General features: G+C 73.1%; 20 protein-coding genes and 1 pseudogene. 18 read left to right on the forward strand and 3 right to left on the reverse strand.

Features of this window, described 5'->3' with window-relative positions; genetic code table 11:
- The first annotated feature begins 59 nt into the window (after positions 1–59).
- From ELX43_RS05800 to ELX43_RS05850, 11 genes are all read left to right on the forward strand, one after another.
- On the forward strand, positions 60–1,196 hold the full coding sequence (locus tag ELX43_RS05800) for an 8-amino-7-oxononanoate synthase (protein ID WP_127784709.1): 1,137 nt from the start codon (positions 60–62) through the stop codon (positions 1,194–1,196).
- Positions 1,193–1,897, forward strand: a complete 705-nt coding sequence (gene bioD / locus ELX43_RS05805) for a dethiobiotin synthase (RefSeq protein WP_127782538.1) — start codon at positions 1,193–1,195, stop codon at positions 1,895–1,897. Before ELX43_RS05800 ends, bioD begins: the two co-directional genes overlap by 4 nt.
- 173 nt (positions 1,898–2,070) lie before the next feature.
- Positions 2,071–3,249 carry a toxic anion resistance protein gene (locus ELX43_RS05810; RefSeq protein ID WP_127782539.1) on the forward strand — a complete coding sequence of 393 codons (1,179 nt, stop codon included), beginning with the start codon at positions 2,071–2,073 and terminating at the stop codon, positions 3,247–3,249.
- 9 nt (positions 3,250–3,258) lie between these two features.
- The gene (locus tag ELX43_RS05815; protein ID WP_127782540.1) at positions 3,259–3,756 is read left to right on the forward strand and encodes a hypothetical protein; all 498 of its coding nucleotides are present in this window, start codon (positions 3,259–3,261) and stop codon (positions 3,754–3,756) included.
- Between the two features lie 66 nt (positions 3,757–3,822).
- Positions 3,823–4,377 carry a TerD family protein gene (locus ELX43_RS05820; RefSeq protein WP_127782541.1) on the forward strand — a complete coding sequence of 185 codons (555 nt, stop codon included), beginning with the start codon at positions 3,823–3,825 and terminating at the stop codon, positions 4,375–4,377.
- Positions 4,378–4,390: 13 nt separating this feature from the next.
- On the forward strand, positions 4,391–5,110 hold the full coding sequence (locus tag ELX43_RS05825) for a hypothetical protein (protein ID WP_127782542.1): 720 nt from the start codon (positions 4,391–4,393) through the stop codon (positions 5,108–5,110).
- Between the two features lie 181 nt (positions 5,111–5,291).
- Positions 5,292–6,293 (forward strand): Fe2+-enterobactin ABC transporter substrate-binding protein, encoded by a 1,002-nt coding sequence (gene fepB / locus ELX43_RS05830; RefSeq protein WP_206518120.1) that lies wholly within the window; start codon positions 5,292–5,294, stop codon positions 6,291–6,293.
- Positions 6,294–6,295: 2 nt separating this feature from the next.
- Positions 6,296–7,336, forward strand: a complete 1,041-nt coding sequence (locus ELX43_RS05835) for an iron ABC transporter permease (RefSeq protein WP_127782543.1) — start codon at positions 6,296–6,298, stop codon at positions 7,334–7,336.
- Complete coding sequence (locus ELX43_RS05840; protein ID WP_241249804.1) at positions 7,333–8,415, forward strand: iron chelate uptake ABC transporter family permease subunit; 1,083 nt, start codon at positions 7,333–7,335, stop codon at positions 8,413–8,415. The genes ELX43_RS05835 and ELX43_RS05840 overlap by 4 nt, the downstream gene beginning before the upstream one ends.
- Positions 8,416–8,429: 14 nt before the next feature.
- Positions 8,430–9,287, forward strand: coding sequence for an ABC transporter ATP-binding protein (locus tag ELX43_RS05845; RefSeq protein WP_127782544.1), 858 nt, complete (start codon positions 8,430–8,432; stop codon positions 9,285–9,287).
- Positions 9,284–10,144: a siderophore-interacting protein gene (locus tag ELX43_RS05850; RefSeq protein ID WP_127782545.1), complete on the forward strand. Its 861-nt coding sequence runs from the start codon at positions 9,284–9,286 to the stop codon at positions 10,142–10,144. The genes ELX43_RS05845 and ELX43_RS05850 overlap by 4 nt, the downstream gene beginning before the upstream one ends.
- A gap of 6 nt (positions 10,145–10,150) precedes the next feature.
- Here ELX43_RS05850 and ELX43_RS05855 read toward each other — a convergent pair whose 3' ends face one another.
- Positions 10,151–11,152: a DUF1524 domain-containing protein gene (locus ELX43_RS05855; protein ID WP_127782546.1), complete on the reverse strand. Its 1,002-nt coding sequence runs from the start codon at positions 11,150–11,152 to the stop codon at positions 10,151–10,153.
- A gap of 249 nt (positions 11,153–11,401) precedes the next feature.
- Here ELX43_RS05855 and bioB point away from each other — a divergent pair, with 249 nt between their 5' ends.
- From bioB to ELX43_RS05870, 3 genes and pseudogenes are all read left to right on the forward strand, one after another.
- On the forward strand, positions 11,402–12,400 hold the full coding sequence (bioB, locus tag ELX43_RS05860; protein WP_164860701.1) for a biotin synthase BioB: 999 nt from the start codon (positions 11,402–11,404) through the stop codon (positions 12,398–12,400).
- A gap of 74 nt (positions 12,401–12,474) precedes the next feature.
- Positions 12,475–12,606, forward strand: a pseudogene (locus ELX43_RS17955) (hypothetical protein); the annotation flags it as partial.
- Positions 12,607–12,622: 16 nt separating this feature from the next.
- A complete protein-coding gene (locus ELX43_RS05870) occupies positions 12,623–13,216 on the forward strand; it encodes a DUF2567 domain-containing protein (protein ID WP_164860587.1) in 594 nt (197 codons plus the stop codon).
- Here the strand turns inward: ELX43_RS05870 and ELX43_RS05875 are convergent.
- Both ELX43_RS05875 and ELX43_RS05880 read right to left on the reverse strand, forming a co-directional pair.
- A complete protein-coding gene (locus tag ELX43_RS05875; protein WP_206518200.1) occupies positions 13,191–13,871 on the reverse strand; it encodes an LON peptidase substrate-binding domain-containing protein in 681 nt (226 codons plus the stop codon). The two genes, ELX43_RS05870 and ELX43_RS05875, sit on opposite strands and share 26 nt — an antisense overlap.
- A gap of 86 nt (positions 13,872–13,957) precedes the next feature.
- Entirely contained in the window at positions 13,958–14,653 is a 696-nt protein-coding gene (locus ELX43_RS05880; protein ID WP_127782551.1) for an NUDIX domain-containing protein, read from the reverse strand.
- 67 nt (positions 14,654–14,720) lie between these two features.
- Between ELX43_RS05880 and nadA the strand changes: the two genes are divergently transcribed.
- The 4 genes from nadA to ELX43_RS05900 all read left to right on the forward strand — a co-directional run bounded on the left by nadA (position 14,721) and on the right by ELX43_RS05900 (position 19,664).
- Positions 14,721–15,755 carry a quinolinate synthase NadA gene (nadA, locus tag ELX43_RS05885; protein WP_127782552.1) on the forward strand — a complete coding sequence of 345 codons (1,035 nt, stop codon included), beginning with the start codon at positions 14,721–14,723 and terminating at the stop codon, positions 15,753–15,755.
- Positions 15,755–17,464 carry an L-aspartate oxidase gene (locus ELX43_RS05890; protein WP_127782553.1) on the forward strand — a complete coding sequence of 570 codons (1,710 nt, stop codon included), beginning with the start codon at positions 15,755–15,757 and terminating at the stop codon, positions 17,462–17,464. The genes nadA and ELX43_RS05890 overlap by 1 nt, the downstream gene beginning before the upstream one ends.
- Entirely contained in the window at positions 17,461–18,378 is a 918-nt protein-coding gene (gene nadC / locus ELX43_RS05895; RefSeq protein WP_127782554.1) for a carboxylating nicotinate-nucleotide diphosphorylase, read from the forward strand. Before ELX43_RS05890 ends, nadC begins: the two co-directional genes overlap by 4 nt.
- A gap of 212 nt (positions 18,379–18,590) precedes the next feature.
- A complete protein-coding gene (locus ELX43_RS05900) occupies positions 18,591–19,664 on the forward strand; it encodes a YihY/virulence factor BrkB family protein (RefSeq protein WP_127782555.1) in 1,074 nt (357 codons plus the stop codon).
- Positions 19,665–19,685 lie beyond the last annotated feature (21 nt).

Genomic DNA, 19,685 nt, shown 5'->3' on the forward strand with positions numbered 1-19,685 from the left:
TCTGGCTGCCCGTGGAGCTGCCCGAGTCACCGTCCCACCAGCCTGAACCCTCGTCTGACCTGCCCGAGTCGCTGCACTGGCTGGCCGGGCACGAGCAGGCCCGGCGCGCCGCCGGGGTGCGCCGTGAGCTGCGTCCCCGCGAGGCCGACAACGCGCTGCTGGACCTGGCTTCCAACGACTACCTGGGCCTGTCCCGCGACCCCCGGGTGGTCGCCGGCGCCGAGGCGGCGCTGCGCACCTGGGGTGCCGGCTCCACCGGCTCGCGGCTGGTCACCGGCTCCACCCGCGCCCACCACGACCTCGAGGACGACCTCGCCGCCTTCACCGGCACCGAGGCGGGGCTGGTCTTCTCCTCCGGCTACACCGCGAACCTGGCTGCGGTCACCGCGCTGAGCGGGCCCGGCACGCTGGTGGTCTCCGACGCCGGCAGCCACGCCTCGCTGGTGGATGCCTGCCGGCTCTCCCGCGCCCGGGTGCAGGTGACCGCCCACAACGACGTCGAGCAGGTTCGCGCCGCGCTGGCCACCCGCACCGAGGAGCGGGCGATCGTGGTGTGCGACTCGGTCTCCAGCGTCGACGGCGACCTGGCGCCGCTGCGCGAGCTGCACGCGGTGTGCCGCGAGCACCGGGCGGTGCTGGTGGTGGACGAGGCGCACGGGATCGGCGTGCGCGGCGCAGGTGGCCGCGGGCTGGCCGCGGAGCAGGGCGTGGCCGGCGAGCCCGACGTGGTGCTCACCATGACGCTGTCGAAGTCGCTGGGCAGCCAGGGCGGCGCCGTGCTGGGCGCCGCGCCGGTGGTGGCGCACCTGATCGACAACGCCCGCACGTTCATCTTCGACACCGGCCTCAACCCCGCCGCGGTGGGCGCGGCCGCCGCGGCCCTGGCCGTGCTGCGCGCCGAGCCCGAGCGGGCCGCGCGGGTGATGGTGCGCGCCGGGCAGCTGGCCGCCGCCGCCGGTGTGCCGGTGCCCACCTCCGCCGTGGTGTCGGTGGTCCTGGGCGAGCCCGCGGTGGCCTACGCCGCGGCCCAGCGCTGCCGCGAGCTGGGCCTGCACGTGGGCTGCTTCCGCCCGCCGTCGGTGCCCGCCGGCACCAGCCGGCTGCGCCTGACCGCCCGGGCCACCCTGAGCGAGGACGACGTGGACCTGGTGCGCAGCGTCCTCGACCAGGTGCTCACCTCGGTGGTGCCGGCATGAGCGTGGTGGTGGTCAGCGGCACCGGTACCGACGTCGGCAAGACCATCGCCACCGCGGCGGTGGCGGCGGCTGCGGTCGCGCAGGGCCGGACGGTGGCGGTGGTCAAGCCCGCTCAGACCGGCCTCGCCCCCGGCGAGCCCGGCGACGTGGACGTGGTGCACGCGCTGGTGCCCGCGGTGCACACCGCCGAGCTCTACCGCTACCCGGAGCCGCTGGCGCCGGACACCGCTGCACGCCGCGCCGGGATGGCCGCCCCGGACCTGGCCGTGGTGGCCGCGGCGGTGCAGAAGCTGGCGCAGACCCACGACCTGGTGCTGGTGGAGGGCGCCGGCGGGCTGCTGGTGCGCCTGGACGGCGCGGGCAACACGCTGGCCGACCTGGCGGCGCTGCTCGGCCCGGACGTGCCGGTGCTGGTGGTGGCTGCCGCGGGGCTGGGCACCCTCAACGCCGCGGCGCTCACTGCGGAAGCGCTGGCCGCGCGGGATCTTCGGTGCCTGGGGGTGCTGGTGGGCAGCTGGCCTCGCGAGCCCGACCTCGCCGAGCGGTGCAACGTCGACGACCTGCCGGTGGCGGCCGGTGCGCCGCTGCTGGGCCTGCTTCCGGAGGGGAGCGGGGGACTGCACCCGGCGGCGTTCGCGGAGCTCGCCCGTGCGGCGCTGGTTCCCGAGCTCGGGGGCACCTGGCGCCGGGACCGAGGCTGACCGGGGGCTCGTCCAGATCGGTGTCCTGATTGCGGCATTTTTGCCTTGCGCGCCACCACTGTCGGGTGCGGAGCATCTAGGGTCAGGGGCAGACTTGGCGCGCGCGCAGAGGCGGGCGTCCCCGGAGCCAGTCGCTGTCGGAGCAGGCACGCGAGCAGAAAAGAGACAGGAACATGACAGGACCCGCAGCCTCGAAGAGTCTCAGCCTGACCCCGCCCGCCGCCGTCCCGGTGGTCGAGGTCGAGCAGGCCGAGGGGATGCTGCCCATCCCCGAGGCTCGCGTGGGCGAGCTGCAGAAGATGGCCGACGCCTACGTCAAGGACCTCGACTCGCTCGCTCCCAACAGCCCGGAGCTCGCCGCCAAGGTGGACGAGATCAGCCGGGTGGGCGCGGAGGAGCTGCGCGCCTCGGCCAACGTCTCCAACCGGATGCTCGAGCGCCCGTCCTCGGCGCTGGCGGGCACCGAGGGCAAGAGCAGCTCCGCGCCGCAGGCCAAGGTGGGCAAGACCCTCGCCGACCTGCGCCGCGCGGTGGAGGAGCTCACCCCCAACCAGGCCGACCTCACGCCCACCAAGAAGATCCTCGGCTTCATCCCCGCGGGCAAGCGCATCGACAAGTACTTCGACAAGTACCGCAGCGCCCAGTCCCAGCTCGACGCCATCACCAAGTCGCTCTCGGCCGGGCAGGACGAGCTGCGCAAGGACAACGCGGCCATCGAGCAGGAGCGGGCCAACCTCTGGAAGCTGATGGGCGACCTCACCGAGTACGCCCACCTGCTGAACATGCTCTCCGACGCCGTCGGCCGCCGCGCCGACGAGCTGGAGTCCACCGACCCGTCCAAGGCCACCGCGTTCAAGTCCGAGGTGCAGTTCGCCGTGGTGCAGCGCCACCAGGACGTGCTCACCCAGCTGGCCGTGGCCGCCCAGGGCTACCTGGCCATGGACATGGTGAAGAAGAACAACGTGGAGCTGATCAAGGGCGTGGAGCGGGCGCGCACTACCACCCTGTCCGCGCTGCGCACCGCGGTGATCGTGGCCGAGGCACTCACCAACCAGCGCCTGGTGCTGTCCCAGATCACCGCGCTGAACACGGTGACCAGCAACGTGATCGCCAACAACGCGGCGATGCTGAAGCAGAACTCCACCGACATCCAGAACCAGGCGGCGTCGTCGAGCATCGACGTGGCCAAGCTGCAGCAGGCCTTCGACGACGTCTTCGCCACCATGGACGCGGTGGACACCTTCCGCGCGGAGGCCGTGGGCAGCATGCAGCAGACGGTGACCGCGCTGGAGGGTCAGCTGGTCAAGGCCCGGCCGTACCTGGAGCGGGCCAGCTCGCCCACCCCGCGGTAGCGCCGGCACATGTGGCGCTCGCTGTTCGGCCGAGGCTCCGACGAGCACGCCCCGTCGGAGCCCGAGCCGACACCTGTGTCCAAGCCCTTCCCGGACCGGATGCGGGCCGAGCTGCGCAAGGTGAGCTGGACTGCGCGGGGGGCCGGGGCGGTGCTGCCGGTGGCGGCGCTGCCCGAGCTGGGGCGCATCGAGGACGTGCTCATCCCGCTCGTCGAGCACCTGCGGCACAACCCGCCCACGATGGACGAGGAGATCGCCGTCGAGTCGATGGTCACCGACTACCTGCCCACCACCATCAACGCCTACCTCTCGCTGAACCCGCAGTACGCCAAGCAGGTTCGACCCGACGGGCGCACCCCGGGTGACGACCTGCTGGAGCAGATGAGGATGCTGGAGCAGGCCATTCGTGACCTCGCCCAGGCGGTGTACGCCCACGACGCCCAGCAGCTCGAGGTGCAGGGCCGCTTCCTGAGCAGCAAGTTCACCCGCTCCGACCTGGAGCTGTAGGGCAGGGGCACGGCGCTTCCGGATACCGACCACAGTTCGACAGCTGCACGACGAGAAGGGGTGAGGATGGCGCCGGTCAAGCTGATCCGGGGGAGCAACACCTCCATCAGTGACCTGATCCCGACGCTGGGCACCGTGGTGGTGGGCTTCGGCTGGGACGTGGTCCAGAGCCGCGGCCCGGCGGTGGAGCTGGTGCCCTCAGCCATCCTGTGCGGCGAGTCCGGCACTGCGCTGTCGGACGAGCACCTGGTGTTCTTCAACCAGCTGGTGTCCCCGGACGGGGCGGTGACCTACGTCGAGGGCGACGTCGAGCAGATCGAGGTGGACCTGGCCAACGTGCCTGCCGACGTCGCCAAGATCGTGTTCGTCGTCTACGCCGACCCCGACCTGCGCCAGCCCGGCAACTTCGGTGCCGTGCGCAGCGCCTACATCCGGGTCAGCGACCGCAGCGGGGCGGAGCTGGTGCGCTACGACATCGAGGAGGGCTCGGGCATCGAGATCACCGCGATGGTCTTCGCCGAGCTGTACCGCCACCGTGGTGGCTGGAAGATCCGCGCCATCGGGCAGGGCTACTCCACCGGGCTCAAGGGCGTGGCGGACGACTTCGACGTGCGGATCTGAGGCGGGCGCTGCCGTGGCCGTCGACCGCACCCGTCCCCGCCCCGACCTCGCCTTCCTGCGCCGCCGACCGCACCCCGGCCAGGCCGCCCAGCCGGCCGCCCAGGCTCCGGCCCGCCCCGACGTCGGCTCCCTCTCGCTGAGCCACGGTCCGCCGGCCCCCGCCGCGCAGCTGGGCCGACCCGCTGCCGCCGAGCCGCCGGTGCGGCTGGCCGAGCGCGTCCGGGGTCGCACGGTGCTCACCCCGGATGCGGCGATGGTGGTGCTGGACCGCCGGCAGAGCGCCATCGGCTCGCTGGCGGTGGACCTGGTGCCGCAGGGCCGGTTGTGCGCGGTGTGGGAGCTGGTGGACGGCACCTCGGGCGTGGTCTCGGAGGCCAGTGGCGTGCGGGTGAGTCTCGAGCACGGTCGCCGCCCGCTGGTGGAGCTGCGCCGCGGCACGGTGCTGGTGGGGCTGCGCCACGTGCACCAGCTGCGCCGGCTGCTGCTGGTGGTGGACGGCCTCGACCCTGCCGCCGCGACCACCACCACGGTGCTCTCCCTCTACGACGAGTCCACCGTGGAGTCGGTGCACGAGACGCACGTGCCCACCGTGGCCACGCTGGCGATGTACCAGGTGGGTGGTGAGCTGGTGGTGCGTCGGGAGGGCTTCGGCTTTCCTGACGTGGCGGCCGCGGCCAAGGCCTACGGCTTCGCCGCGACGTGGGTGCCACCCCTGGCGCCCCGGGCCGGCTGACGGGGCGTCGCTACCCGGGGATATCGGGTGGTGACTGTCCGAACGGGACGGCCGGGACCGCCGTCGCGTGATCGCGGGAATCACAGGGGCACGACACTTCTGGGGCTTGCTACTTAAGTTAGCCTAGGCTAAGTTCGGCGCGCCGGCAGATGCCGTGTCCTACCGCGACAGGAGAGCCTCCGTGACCTTCCGATCCAAGCCACTCTCGTTGGTGGCCCTGCTGGCGGCCGCGATCGTCCTGCTGGTCGGCTGCAGCAGCAGCGACAGCCCCAGCTCGGGGACGGCCAACGAGGCGTCGTCCTCCTCCGACGGGACCTGGCCCCGCACGGTCACGCACGAGGCGGGGGAGACCACCATCCCGGCCAAGCCCAAGAACATCGTCTCCACGTCGGTGAGCGTCACCGGCACCCTGCTGGCCATCGGCGCCCCGGTCACCGCGAGCGCGGCCACCAAGCCCGGCCCCACCACCGACGGCAAGGGCTTCTTCACCCAGTGGGCCAGCGTGGCCGACGAGCGCGGCGTCACGGTGCTGTACCCGAACCTGGCGCTGGACATCGAGTCGGTCATCGCGGCCAAGCCGGACCTGATCGTGGTCTCCACCAGCGGCGCGGACAGCGTGCTGCCGCAGTACAAGGAGCTCAGCGCGATCGCCCCCACCGTGGTCGTGAACTACGGCGACAAGACCTGGCAGGACCTGGCCACCCAGCTGGGCGCGGCCACCGGCCAGGAGGAGAGCGCCAAGAAGGTGACCGACGAGTTCAACGCCTACGTCGCCGACGCTGCCACGAAGATCAAGGCTCCGACCGGCACCACCAGCATCGTGGCCTTCAACGGCGCCAAGGACAGCGCGGTGGCCAAGACCACCGGCACCCACGCCAAGCTCTACACCGCGCTCGGCTTCACCGTGGTGCAGGCGCCCGACGGGCTGGACACCAGCGAGCAGAAGCGGGACGACGTCGCCTGGGTGACCCTGGAGAACCTGTCCAAGGCCGTCGCCGGGGACACCGTCATGCTGATGTCGGGCACCGACGAGACCGTGAAGCAGTTCAAGTCCACCCCGGTGCTGGCCAACCTCGCCGCGGTCAAGAGCGGCGCCGTCCACCCGATGGGCAACTCCTTCCGTCTCGACTACTACAGCGCCAAGCAGCTGGTCGACCTGGTGAAGACCCAGTTCGCCAGCTAGCAGTGAGCACTCTGAAGTCGACCGTCGAGGCCGGTGCGTCCCGCAGCACGCTGCGTCGCACCGGCCTCGCGGTCGGGGTTTTGGTGCTGCTGGTGCTGTCGCTGCTCAGCCTGGCCGTGGGCTCGCGGGGCATTCCCCTGGGCACCACGCTGCAGGCGCTGTTCAGCCACGACCCCACCAACGACCTGCACCTGCTGGTGGTGGACCTGCGGGTGCCGCGCACGCTGCTGGCCCTCGTGGTTGGCGCCGCGCTCGGCCTGGCCGGCACGATCATGCAGGCGCTGACCCGCAACCCGCTGGCCGAGCCCGGGATCCTGGGCATCAACGCCGGTGCCGCGGCCGCGGTGGCCATCGGCATCTCCGCGCTGGGCATCACCACGATCATGGGCTACGTGTGGCTGGGCTTCCTCGGTGCGGGGCTCGCCGGGGTTGCGGTGTACGTGCTGGGGCGCGCCCACGACGTGGGCACCAACCCGGTGCGCCTGGTGCTCGCCGGGGCCGGGATCGGCTTCGTGCTGCTGGCCCTGACCAACATGGTGCTCATCAACAGCGACGAGACGACCTACGACGCCTACCGCAACTGGAACACCGGCTCCCTGCAGGGCCGCGGCTGGGAGGTGCTCCCGGTGGTGGCGGTGGTTTGCGCGGTGGGCTTCGTCATCGCCTTCGCCCTGTCCCGCTCGCTGGACTCGGTCGCCCTGGGCTCGGACCTCAGCACGGCGCTGGGCATCTCCCAGCGCCGCACCTGGATCCTCGCCGCCGTGGCCGTGCTGCTGCTCTCCGGCGCCGCCACCGCGGCCGCCGGCCCCATCGCCTTCGTCGGTCTGGCCGCGCCGCACGTCGCGCGCCTGCTGGTCGGCCCGGTGCACACCTGGCTGCTGCCCTACGCGATGCTGCTGGGGGCCCTCCTCATGCTGCTCGCCGACGTGGCCGGCCGGGTGGTCATCTATCCCGGCGAGATCGGTGCGGGTGTGATGACCGCGATCATCGGCGGTCCGTTCTTCGTCGTGCTGGTGCGGCGCAGGAAGATGGCGACGCTGTGACGCCGACCATCACCGGCCCGCTGCCGGGCGCCCCCGTCACCCCGGTGCGGCTGACGGGCCGGCTGCTGCGGGTGGGTCCGCTCTCGGTGCGCTGGCACCCGCGGGTGGTCATCGTCGGCCTGGTGCTGGCGGTGCTCGCTGCCGCGATGGGGGTGGTGGTGCTCGGCACCGGCGCCATGCAGCTGAGCTGGACGGAGGTCGTCGCCGCCCTGCTGGGCCGGGCCGACAGCTCGGCCACCCGGATGATCGTGGTGGACATCCGGCTGCCCCGGCTGGTCACCGGGATCTTCGTGGGCTGCTGCCTGGGCGTGGCCGGCTCGGTGTTCCAGTCCATCTCCGGCAACGCGCTGGGCTCGCCCGACATCATCGGCTTCACCACCGGCTCGGCCACCGGCGCCGTCGCCCAGATCATCCTGTTCAACGCCGGTCCCACCGCCACCGCGGCGGCTGCCGTGGGGGGCGGGCTGCTCACCGCGGCGGCGGTGTACCTGCTGTCGCTCAAGGGTGGCGTCACCGGGGGGTACCGGCTGGTGCTCATCGGCATCGGCGTGGGCGCAGTGCTGGCCGCGGTGAACAACCTGCTGCTGGCCAAGGGGCAGATCGACCAGGCCGTCTCCGCCCAGCTGTGGCTGAGCGGGTCGCTGAACGTGCGCAGCTGGACGCACGCCATGCCGGTGCTGGTGGGGTTCGTGCTGCTGCTGCCGGTGGTGCTGGCGCTGGGGCGCAACCTCAACGTGATGGAGATGGGCGACGACCTCGCCCGCCAGCTCGGCATCCGGGTGGAGCGCACCCGGCTGGTGCTCATGGTCGCCGCGGTGGGCATGACCGCCCTGGCCACCGCCGCCGCCGGTCCGCTCGCGTTCGTGGCGCTGGCCGCGCCCCAGCTGGTGCGGCGGCTGACGCGGGCCGACGGGGCGCCGCTGGCCCTCGCCGCCCTGATGGGTGCGGTGCTGGTGGTCGTCGCCGACCTGCTCACCCTGTACCTGCCGCTGAACGCGTCCATGCCGGTCGGGCTGATGACCGGCTTCCTGGGGGGCAGCTACCTGCTGTACCTGCTCACCCGCTCCAGGCAGGTATGACCGAGAGGAGGGCCATGTCCGGCCCCGCAAAGACCCTGTCCGGCCCCGCAAAGACCCTGTCCGGCCCCACCGAGCGGGCGCTCGCCCCGACGATCCTGGGCGGTGAGCGGCTCACCCTCGGCTACGAGGGCAGGCAGATCTCGCAGGGCCTGGACGTGGACGTCCCGACCGGCTCGTTCACCGCGATCATCGGCCCCAACGCCTGCGGCAAGTCCACCCTGCTGCGGGCACTGTCCCGGTTGCTCAAGCCCACCGAGGGCAGCGTGGTGCTGGACGGCAGGCTCATCACCGAGTACTCCTCCCGGGAGGTGGCCCGCCGGCTCGGCCTGCTGCCGCAGTCGTCGGTGGCCCCGCACGGCATCGCGGTGGCCGACCTGGTCAGCCGTGGGCGCTTCCCGCACCAGAGCCTGCTGCGGCAGTGGTCGCCGGAGGACGAGGCGGCGGTCACCGAGGCGATGCGGGTGACCGACCTGCTCGACCTGGCCGACCGCCCGGTGGACGAGCTCTCCGGCGGCCAGCGGCAACGGGTGTGGCTGGCGCTGGTGCTGGCCCAGCAGACGCCGATCCTGCTGCTGGACGAGCCCACCACCTACCTCGACCTCTCCCACCAGCTGGAGGTGCTCAACCTCTGCCGCTCGCTGCACGCCAGCGGTGGTTACACGCTGGTGGCGGTGCTGCACGACCTGAACATGGCGTTCCGCTACGCCGACCACCTGATCGCCATGAAGGACGGCCGGGTGGTCGCCACCGGCGCACCCACCGAGGTGGTCACCCCCGAGCTGGTGCGGGAGGTGTTCGGGCTGGGCGCGCTGGTCATTCCCGACCCCGTCACCGGCAAGCCCATGGTCATCCCCCTGGAGGAACCCGCATGAGCACGCTCCCCGTCGAGGTCGTCGTCACCGCCGTCAGCACCGTCACCCCCAGGATGCGCCGGGTGACCTTCGCCGGCGAGGGGGTGCGCACCTATCTCAGCGGCGACTGCGAGCCCAACGTCAAGCTGTTCTTCCCCGACGGTGACGCCCCGCTGGACCTGCCGGTGTGGGCGAACGGCTACCAGTTCCAGGGCAGCCAGCGCGCCCGGGTGCGCACCTACACCGTGCGCCGCGCCGACCGTGCTGCCGGGGAGATGGACGTGGACTTCGTCCGGCACGGCCACGGTGACGGTGATGGTGCGGCGGGCCTGGCCGCGGCGTGGGCCGAACGGGCCCAGCCCGGGGACGTCCTGGGTGTGCTGGGAGGCGGTGGGCTGACCATCGGCCGGGCGTCGTGGATCCTGCTGGTCGGCGACGAGGCGGCGCTGCCGGCGATGGCCGCGATCATCGCCAGGCGGCCCGTCGACCAGCGCGGGGTGGTGCTGGTGGAGGTGGCCGACGAGGCCGAGCGCCAGGACCTGCACGCACCGGCCGGGCTGGACGTGCGGTGGCTCTACCGCAACGGCGCGGCCCCCGGCTCCACCACGCTGCTCATCGACGCGCTGCGCGAGGTGGAGCTGCCGGTGGGTGCCGAGGACGTGCGGGTGTGGGTGTCGGGGGAGTCCCAGCTGGCGCTGGCCGCCCGCAAGCACCTGAAGGACAAGGGCTTCGACCGCAGGCGCCAGCTGGTCATCGGGTACTGGCACAAGGGCTGGGACGAGGTGACCTACGCCAGGACCACCGACCACGACCGCGTGGACGACGAGCTGACGGTGGACCAGCCGGCCGAGGTGCACGAGCACTCCCACGCGCACTAGCCGGGGCTACTCGCAGCCGACGCCGTCCCCGTCCCGGTCGATCTTGCTGGAGTACCCCGGCTCACCGCGGTGCACCGGGGCCGCGCCGGCAGCCCGGGCGGCGGCGCAGCTGGCGAACGGCGCGGTGGCCGGGTTGCCGGGAGCCTGCTCGGTGGGGGCCTGCGGGGCAGGGGCCGGCGCGGCCGGCGGCTGGGGTGCCTCCTGCCGGGGTGCCTCCTGCTGGGCCACGGCCGCCGGGGCCCCACCGGTCGGCAGCGGCTCGGCCGGGCACTCCTGCAGCACCCCGGCGATGGCGTCCCGCTCGGCCTGGGTGACCCACAGGGCGTAGGTGGTCTTCACCGCCACCTGGCGGGCGACGTAGGCGCAGCGGTAGGCCCGGTTGGGCGGCAGCCAGGAGGCGGCGTCGGAGTCGGACTTCTGGTTGTTCAGCGGCCCGTCCACCGCCAGCAGGTTCAGCGGGTCGTTGGCCAGCGCGGTGCGCCGGGTGCGGTCGAGCTGCTGGGCGCCCTTCTGCCAGGCGTCCGAGAGCGCCACCACGTGGTCGATCTGGATGGCCGCGGACGTGGTCTCCCCTCGGGTGAAGGAGATCGGCTTGCCCGAGTACGGGTCCTGCAGCACGCCGGTGAGCACCACGCACTCGCGGGTGCCCGGTCGCGCCGAGGTGGCCGTGAGGTCGCGGGCCAGGACGTCGTTGCGGGTGTCGCAGCCGTTGCGGTCCACGTCGGCCCACGCCGCGCCGAACTCGTCCCGGCTGTAGCCGGTCTTGGGCGCGCGTCCCTTCACCGGCAGCGTCGCCAGCGCGGCGAGGGCCGTGCCGCTCGCCGCCGGGGCACCTGGTGCTGCGGCCGCACCGTCGGCCGCGGGGTCGGGGGTGCCCGGAGGTGTCGTCGAGCCAGGTGCAGTCGAGCCGGGTGCTGTCGGGCTGGCTCCAGCGGGGCCGGTCTGCGCGGTGGGTGCGTCGGTGTCGGCCGAGCAGCCGCTCAGCGCCGCAGCGCCGACCAGCGCCACCGCCACGAGGGTTGATCGACGTCGAGTGCTGCGGCGCAAGAAGGGCGGGGTCACAGCCAGACATGATGCCTGGCGCCGCCGACACGGCCGCGGCGGGAACCGGCTGGCGCGCTTGCCCCCTCCGGATGCACGGGTCCCGCCTGGCCTGAGGCACACTAGGCGGCGTCAGACGTGCCAAGCGGTCGAGCCCGGTGGGGTGGCCGCGAGAGGAGTTCCAGGGTGACCGCAGTAGCTGAGCACACCGACATCCTGTCCGCCGACATTCTCGCCATTGCGCGCGAGCAGGTGCTCGAGCGTGGCGAGGCGCTGAACCAGGAGCAGGTGCTCGCCGTCCTGCAGCTGCCCGACGACAAGCTCGACGAGCTGCTCTCGCTGGCCCACGACGTGCGCATGCGCTGGTGCGGGCCCGAGGTCGAGGTCGAGGGCATCATCAGCCTCAAGACCGGCGGCTGCCCCGAGGACTGCCACTTCTGCTCCCAGTCCGGGCTGTTCACCTCCCCCGTGCGCTCGGCCTGGCTGGACATCCCCAACCTGGTGGAGGCGGCCAAGCAGACCGCCAAGACCGGTGCCACCGAGTTCTGCATCGTCGCCGCCGTGCGCGGTCCCGACGAGCGGCTGATGGCGCAGGTCTCCGCGGGTATCGAGGCCATCCGCTCCGAGGTGGACATCCAGATCGCCTGCTCGCTGGGCATGCTCACCCAGGAGCAGGTCGACCAGCTGGCCGCGATGGGCGTGCACCGCTACAACCACAACCTGGAGACCTCCCGGTCACACTTCCCCAAGGTGGTCACCACGCACACCTGGGAGGAGCGCTCGGAGACCCTGCGGATGGTGCGCGAGGCCGGCATGGAGGTCTGCTGCGGCGGCATCCTCGGCATGGGGGAGACCCTGGAGCAGCGCGCCGAGTTCGCCACCGACCTGGCGGCGCTGGAGCCCGACGAGGTTCCGCTGAACTTCCTCAACCCGCGCCCCGGCACCCCCTTCGGCGACCTCGAGGTGCTGCCCGCGCAGGACGCGCTGCGCGCCATCGCCGCCTTCCGGCTGGCCCTGCCCCGCACGGTGCTGCGCTTCGCCGGCGGCCGCGAGATCACCCTCGGCGACCTGGGTGCGCGCCAGGGCATTCTCGGCGGCATCAACGCCGTCATCGTGGGCAACTACCTCACCACCCTGGGGCGTCCGGCGGAGACCGACCTCGACCTGCTCGGCGAGCTGCAGATGCCGATCAAGGCCCTCAACGACACGCTGTGAGCGCGGTGCTGACGCCGAAGTTCTGCGGTGCCTGCGGGGAGCAGGACGGCCCGCACCCGCGGTGCGAGGACCTGCTGCAGCTCGAGCCGCCCCGCTTCTGCGGGATCTGTGCTCGGCGCATGGTCGTCCAGGTGCGCCCGGACGGCTGGTGGGCACGGTGCAGCCGGCACGGCATCACCGACTCCGTGGAGCTCGGGCAGCGGTGAGCGTGCGGGCGCGGCGGTGAACCTCCGGCGGGACGTCCGTGCCGGCGGGACGGTGCTGGCGGCCCTGGTGGTGCTCGGGGCGATCCTGGGCTGGCTCTGGGCGGTGCTGGCACCGAGCACGCTCGCCCTGGTGCTGCGCGACGGCTCGGTGGCCGAGCTGCCGACCGAGAGCTACCACCTGTTCGACGACGTCGCGCTGTTCGCCCTGATGGGGCTGGGCGCCGGACTGGTCACCGGGGCGGCGGCCTGGGTGTGGCGCACCCGGCGGGGAACGACGGTGCTGCTGCTGGTGGTGCTCGGCTCCGCGCTGAGCGCGCTGGTCGCCCGGTCAGTGGGCCTGCTGGCGGTGCCGGAGGGTCCGGCAGCCGCGGCGGTGGGTTCGATCCTGGCCCTGCCACCCACGCTGGGCACCTGGATGGTGCTGGTGGCTCAGCCGCTGGGCGCCGCCTTCGCCTACACCACCGCGGTGGCCTTCAGCGGCGACGACAACTTGGGTGCAGGCCCTGCCCGGCAGGCCGAGCCGCAGGGGCACTCCACCGTGGGGGCGAGCGGGGCCGGTTCCCTGCACGAGGGACCGCCTGGGTTCAGTTCAGGCTCAGCGGAGCGCTAGCGAGCTCCGGCGTCGCCGGCACCGCGCTCAAGCGCTGCAGGAACTCCGCCTCCCGGGCCACCAGGCGCCGGATCATCTGCAGCCGCAGCGCCGCGCAGCGCTGCTCCAGCAGGCTCTGCCGGTCCTCCAGCGGGAGCAGGCAGTCCGAGGCAAGCACGTGCGACAGGATCGCCGGGTCCACGTCCTTCCTGGGTGAGCGCCAGTCGTCGCGCTGCCAGGCCAGCGAGCAGTACCGCTGGTGGGCACCGCGGGCCTGGGTGGCGAGTGCCCGCACCGAGGACGCGCTGGTCAGCTCCTGGCGCGGCTCGCGCTCGGTGGGCAGGTCGGGCAGCCACTCCACCGTCGCCGTCAGGTACGGCGCTGCGGTGGGGTCGATGGCCAGCAGCCGGAAGCGACGCATGCCTCGGGTGATGACGTCGAAGCCGCCGTCCTGCAGCCGCTGGGCGTCCTGCAGCTCGGCGGTGCACCCCACCTCGTAGACGGCCTCGGCCACCCCGTCGGCGATGTTCCAGCCTGGTCGGACGGCCACCACCCCGAAGGTGCGGTCCGGCACGGCGCCGGTCACGAGGTCGGTGACGAGCTGGCGGTACCGCGGCTCAAAGATGTGCAGGGGCAGCAAGGCCCCCGGGAGCAGCACGGTCCCCAGCGGGAACAACGGCAGCGTTTCGGGCACGCCGCTACGTTACGTCGGCTCCGTCGGTTGCGCACGGTCACCATGCGGGCGGGCAACGATCCGGCGCGCTAGGGGTGGCCGGGTGGTCGCAGCGCGGCGAAAGCATCGGTGACACGTAGTCGGCTGTCGGTGAACCGGAAGTGAGCAGCAGGCCTGCCGCCCGCCCGGCCGGAGGCTGAGGTGGCGCCCGTGGGGGTGATGACACCGCGGCGCGCGAGCACTCGTTTGAGATTGGTCACATCCACCGGGTAGCCCAGCGCTGCGCCGTAGAGGTCTCGCAGCGTGGACAGCGTGAACTCCGCAGGGGCCAGCGCGAAGGCGATGTTGGTGTAAGAGAGCTTGCCGGCCAGCCGGGCGCACGCGCGCTGCACCACGGTGCCGTGGTCGAAGCTCATCTCCGGCAGCGCGTGCACGGGGTGCCAGTGGGTGTCCGGCGGCAGCTGCGGATCGGCCGGCAGCGGGACCAGCCCCAGGAAGGTGGACGCCACGGTGCGCCGGCCGGGCACCCGGTGCGGGTCGCTGAAGACGGCGAGCTGCTCCAGGTGCGCCACGTCCCGGACGTCTACCTTCTCGGCCAGCTGGCGCCGCGCGGAGGCCTCCACGTCCTCGTCCGGCCGCAACCGCCCGCCGGGCAGCGCCCAGCGGCCGGCCTCCGGGTCCTGGGCGCGCTGCCACAGCAGGACGGCGAGCTCAAGTCCGTTGGCGCCGAGGCGAACTTGCAGCACTGTGACGAGCACCTCGTTGCTGCTGCTATCATCAACCATGTTTTCGATCGTAAGTCGAAAACTGGGTGGGCGTCCAGCCGGCCCCGGGCGGACGAGGAGATCGGCGATGACGACCACAGCTGCAGCCACCCCCTACCAGCGCACCGACGCCGGCTACGTGGGCGTGGAGCCCGACGGCGCCTGGACCCAGCAGGTGCGCGCGCTGCTGGCCGAGCGCAACGCGGTGCTGCTGGCGCACAACTACCAGCTCCCGGCCATCCAGGACGTGGCCGACCACGTCGGCGACTCGCTGGCGCTCTCGCGCATCGCCGCGGAGTCCGAGGCCGACACCATCGTGTTCTGCGGCGTGCACTTCATGGCCGAGACGGCGAAGATCCTGGCCCCGCACAAGACGGTGCTCATCCCCGACGAGCGCGCGGGCTGCTCGCTGGCGGACTCCATCGACGCCACCCAGCTGGCGGAGTGGAAGGCCGAGCACCCCGGTGCGGTGGTGGTGTCGTACGTGAACACCACCGCCGAGGTGAAGGCGCTCACCGACATCTGCTGCACCTCCTCCAACGCGGTCGAGGTGGTGGAGTCGATCCCGGCCGACCAGGAGGTGCTCTTCCTGCCCGACCAGTTCCTCGGCGCGCACGTGCGGCGGGTGACCGGGCGCGACAACGTCCTGGTGTGGGCGGGGGAGTGCCACGTGCACGCCGGCATCAACGGCGACGAGCTGGCGGCGCAGGCCGCGGCCCACCCCGACGCCGAGCTCTACATCCACCCGGAGTGCGGGTGCGCCACCTCGGCGCTCTACCTGGCCGGGGAGGGTGCGGTGCCCGCCGACCGGGTGAAGATCCTCTCCACCGGTGGGATGCTCGACTCCGCCCGCGCCCTGGCCCCCGGGGGAACTCGCGAGGTGCTGGTGGCCACCGAGGTGGGGATGCTGCACCAGCTGCGCCAGGCCGCGCCGGGCGTGGACTTCCGCGCGGTGAACGAGAAGGCGTCCTGCCGGTACATGAAGATGATCACCCCGGCCGCGCTGCTGCGGTGCCTGGTGGAGGGTGCCGACGAGGTGCACGTCGATGCGGAGACCGCCCGGCGGGCCAGCGGCGCGGTGCGCCGGATGATCGCCATCGGCCAGCCCGGCGGCGGCGAGTAGTGAGCCCCGCCGGCACGAGCGGCTGGGAGGCGCACGCCGACGTCGTCGTGGTCGGCAGCGGTGTCGCCGGGCTCACCGCCGCGCTCACCGCCCACGAGCGGGGGCTGCGGGTGCTGGTGGTGAGCAAGGCTGGCCTGCACGACTCGGCCACCGCCTGGGCACAGGGCGGGATCGCGGTGGTCGACGGTGCCGCGACGGCGGGTGCCGGGACCACGGCTGGCGGGGAGACATCGGACGGGGACACGGCGGACGGGGACACGGCCGGCGGGGACACGGTGGAGGCCCACGTGGCCGACACCCTGGCTGCCGGTGCGGGGTTGTGCGACGAGGCCGCGGTGCGCTCGGTGGTCGGTGCCGGCGCCGGTGCGGTGCGCCGCCTGGTGCAGCGGGGCGCGGTGTTCGACCGGGCGCCCGACGGCAGCGTGGCGCGCACCCGCGAGGGCGGGCACCGCTTCCGCCGGGTGGTGCACGCCGGTGGTGACGCCACCGGCGCCGAGGTGCAGCGCGCGCTCGGCGCCGCGACGCAGCAGAGCCTGCCCGGGCCGGCGGTGCTCGAGCACCACCACGCCACCCGGGTGCTGCTCGGCCGCGACGGGTCCGTGCACGGCCTCGCGGTCACCGACGCCGGCGGGGCCCTCGGGGTGCTGCACGCGCCGGCGGTGGTGCTGGCCACCGGCGGGCTCGGCCACCTCTACGCGGTCACCACCAACCCGACCGTGGCTACCGGTGACGGCATCGCCCTGGCCCTGGCCGCCGGGGCGGTGGTCAGCGACCTGGAGCTGGTGCAGTTCCACCCCACGGTGCTGTTCACCGCCGCCGCCACCGGGCAGCGACCGCTGGTCACCGAGGCGGTGCGCGGCGAGGGCGCACGCCTGGTGGGCCCCGACGGCGCTTCGGTGACCTCCGGGGTGCACCCGCTGGGCGACCTCGCCCCCCGCGACGTGGTGGCCGGGGCGATCACCGCCGTGCTGGCCCGCACCGGGGCCGAGCACGTGTGGCTGGACGCCCGCGCGGTGCCCGACCTGCGCACACGCTTCCCCACCGTGCACGCGGCCTGCGCGGCGGTGGGCATCGACCCCGCCCGCGCGCCGATCCCGGTGGCTCCGGCCGCCCACTACTCCTGCGGCGGAGTGCGGACCGACGTGCACGGCCGCACCGGGGTCGAGGGCCTCTACGCCGCCGGCGAGGTGGCCCGCACCGGGCTGCACGGTGCCAACCGGCTGGCGTCCAACAGCCTGCTCGAGGGCCTGGTGATGGCCGAGCGGGTGGCGGCGGCCGCGGCCGAGCGGGTGGTCGCCGCAGGCCGGGTGGAGGCTGCCCCGGTGCTGCCGCCGACACCTGCGCCGGTGCTCGACCGCACCCGGCTGCAGCACCTGATGAGCGCGCACGCCGGCATCGGCCGCGACGCCACCGGGCTGGGCACCGTCGCCGACGCGCTCACGGCGGCACCGCTGGCCTACCCGCTCGACCAGCGGGCCCGCGAGGACGCCACCCTCACCACCGTCGCCGAGGCCCTGGTCGCTGCCGCCACCTGGCGCACCGAGAGCCGGGGCTGCCACGTGCGGACCGACTCTCCGGCCAGCACCGACTCTCCGAGCAGCACCGGCTCGGCGGCTCTGCCCAGCCTGGTCGTGCTCGACCGGGAGACCGGCCGCCCCACGGTGGTGCCCCAGGACCACCCCACCCACCGCACAGGAGCCCTGGCATGACCGTCCTGCCCACCCCCGCCCTGCACGACCTGGCGCCGGCCACCACCACCCTGCTGACCAGGCAGGGCCTGGACGTCGAGGACGTGCGCCGCGTGGTCGCCACCGCGCTGGGGGAGGACCTGCGCTACGGCCCGGACGTCACCACCACGGCCACGGTGGGCGCCGACGCGGTGGCCACCGGCGCAGTGGTGAGCCGGCAGTCCGGGGTGCTGGCCGGCACCGGGGTGGCGCTGGCGGTGCTGGACACCGTCCTCGGCGCGGACGGCTACCGGGTGCTGCAGCGCAGCGACGACGGCGCTCGCCTGCAGCCCGGCTCGGCCGTGCTCACCGTCGAGGCCACCACCGCCGGCCTGCTCACCGCGGAGCGGACGATGCTGAACCTGGTGTGCCACCTGTCCGGCGTGGCCACCGCCACCGACGCCTGGGTGGCGGCCACGGCGGGCACCGGCTGCCGCGTCCGAGACACCCGCAAGACGCTGCCCGGGCTGCGGCTGCTGCAGAAGTACGCCGTCCGCGCCGGCGGTGGGGTGAACCACCGGCTCGGGCTGGGCGATGCCGCCCTGGTCAAGGACAACCACGTGGTGGCAGCCGGCTCGGTGGTGGCCGCGCTGCGGGCGGTGCGGACGGCCGCGCCCCAGCTGCCGTGCGAGGTGGAGGTGGACTCGCTGCACCAGCTGGACGAGGTGCTGGCCGAGGGCGCCGAGCTGGTGCTGCTGGACAACTTCGACGTGGCCGACACCGCGGAGGCGGTCCGGCGCCGCGACGCTGTCGCCCCGGCCACGCTGCTGGAGTCCTCGGGCGGGCTGTCCCTGGCCGTGGCCGCCGACTACGCCGCCACCGGGGTGGACTACGTCGCCGTCGGTGCGCTCACCCACTCCGTCACCGTGCTCGACCTGGGCCTGGACCTGAGCTGAGCGCCAGACCCGTGCCGCAGACCCGGGCCACGCGCGGGTTCACGGGGCGGGGCTGATCGCCACGCGCTACCTTTGGCCACCTCAGCGGAGCACCTCTCCGACTGCTGCGGTCGACGCGGCTGGCGCCGAGTCCCGCTCGGCCGCCCGCGGCGCGCCTGCTTTCCGACCAGACCGGGCCCAGCACATGGCCCTGACCTTGCGATGGAGAAGACATGAGTCCCAGCCACAGCGAGGACGCCCAGCGTCCCGCCCGCTCCGGTGCCGCGGTGGAGAACCGTGGGCCCACCGGTGGCGCCCGGCCCGACCTGGACGCCAACAACCCGCAGGGCCCTGGTGACTTGTCCGGCAAGTCCAAGATGGCGGTGGTGAAGCGGGCGGGCAAGCAGTTCCAGAAGGACAACCTCACCGACCTCGCCGCAGGGCTCACCTACTACGCGGTGCTGGCGATCGTGCCGGGCATGATCGTGCTCGTTTCCATCCTCGGTCTGCTGGGTCCGACGACCACCCAGGACCTGATGAACCAGGTGCAGCAGATCGCTCCCGGCTCCAGCGCCGACTTCGTGCGCACCCTCATCGACCAGGCGCAGGCCAACAAGAGCAGCGCCAGCCTGAGCGCGATCATCGGCCTGGTGGTCGCCCTGTGGTCCGCCTCGGGCTACGTGGCGGCCTTCATGCGCGCCTCCAACGTGATCTACGGCATCGGCGAGGGCCGGCCGATCTGGAAGACCACCCCCATCCGGGTGGGCGTGACCATCGTGGCGGTGCTGATCCTGGTGCTCAGCGCGGTGATCGTGGTGGTGAGCGGACCGGTGGCCAAGCAGATCGGTGACGTCGTCGGCGTCGGCGACACCGCCGTGCTGGTGTGGAACATCGCCAAGTGGCCCGTGCTGCTGGTGCTGATCTCGGTGCTGCTGGCCATCCTGTTCTGGGCCTCGCCCAACGCCAAGCAGGGCGGGATCAAGTGGGTCAGCCCCGGTGGCCTGCTCGCGGTGGTGGTCTGGGTGATCATCTCCGGCCTGTTTGCCGTCTACGTCACCAACTTCTCCTCCTACGACAAGACCTACGGCGCGCTCGCGGGCGTGATCATCTTCTTGGTCTGGCTGTGGCTGAGCAACGTGGCCATCCTGCTCGGCGCCGAGGTCAACGCCGAGCTCGAGCACGGCCGGGCCATCGCCGACGGCCTGCCCGAGGACGTGCAGCCCTTCGCCGAGCCGCGCGACACCCGCAAGCTCGACGACGAGGACAAGGCAGCGGTGGCGCAGGCCAAGCAGATCCGCGAGTCCTGACGAACCAGTCCCACCACGGGG

This window comes from Rhodococcus sp. X156, assembly GCF_004006015.1.
In the GTDB taxonomy this organism is placed as follows: Bacteria; Actinomycetota; Actinomycetes; order Mycobacteriales; family Mycobacteriaceae; genus X156.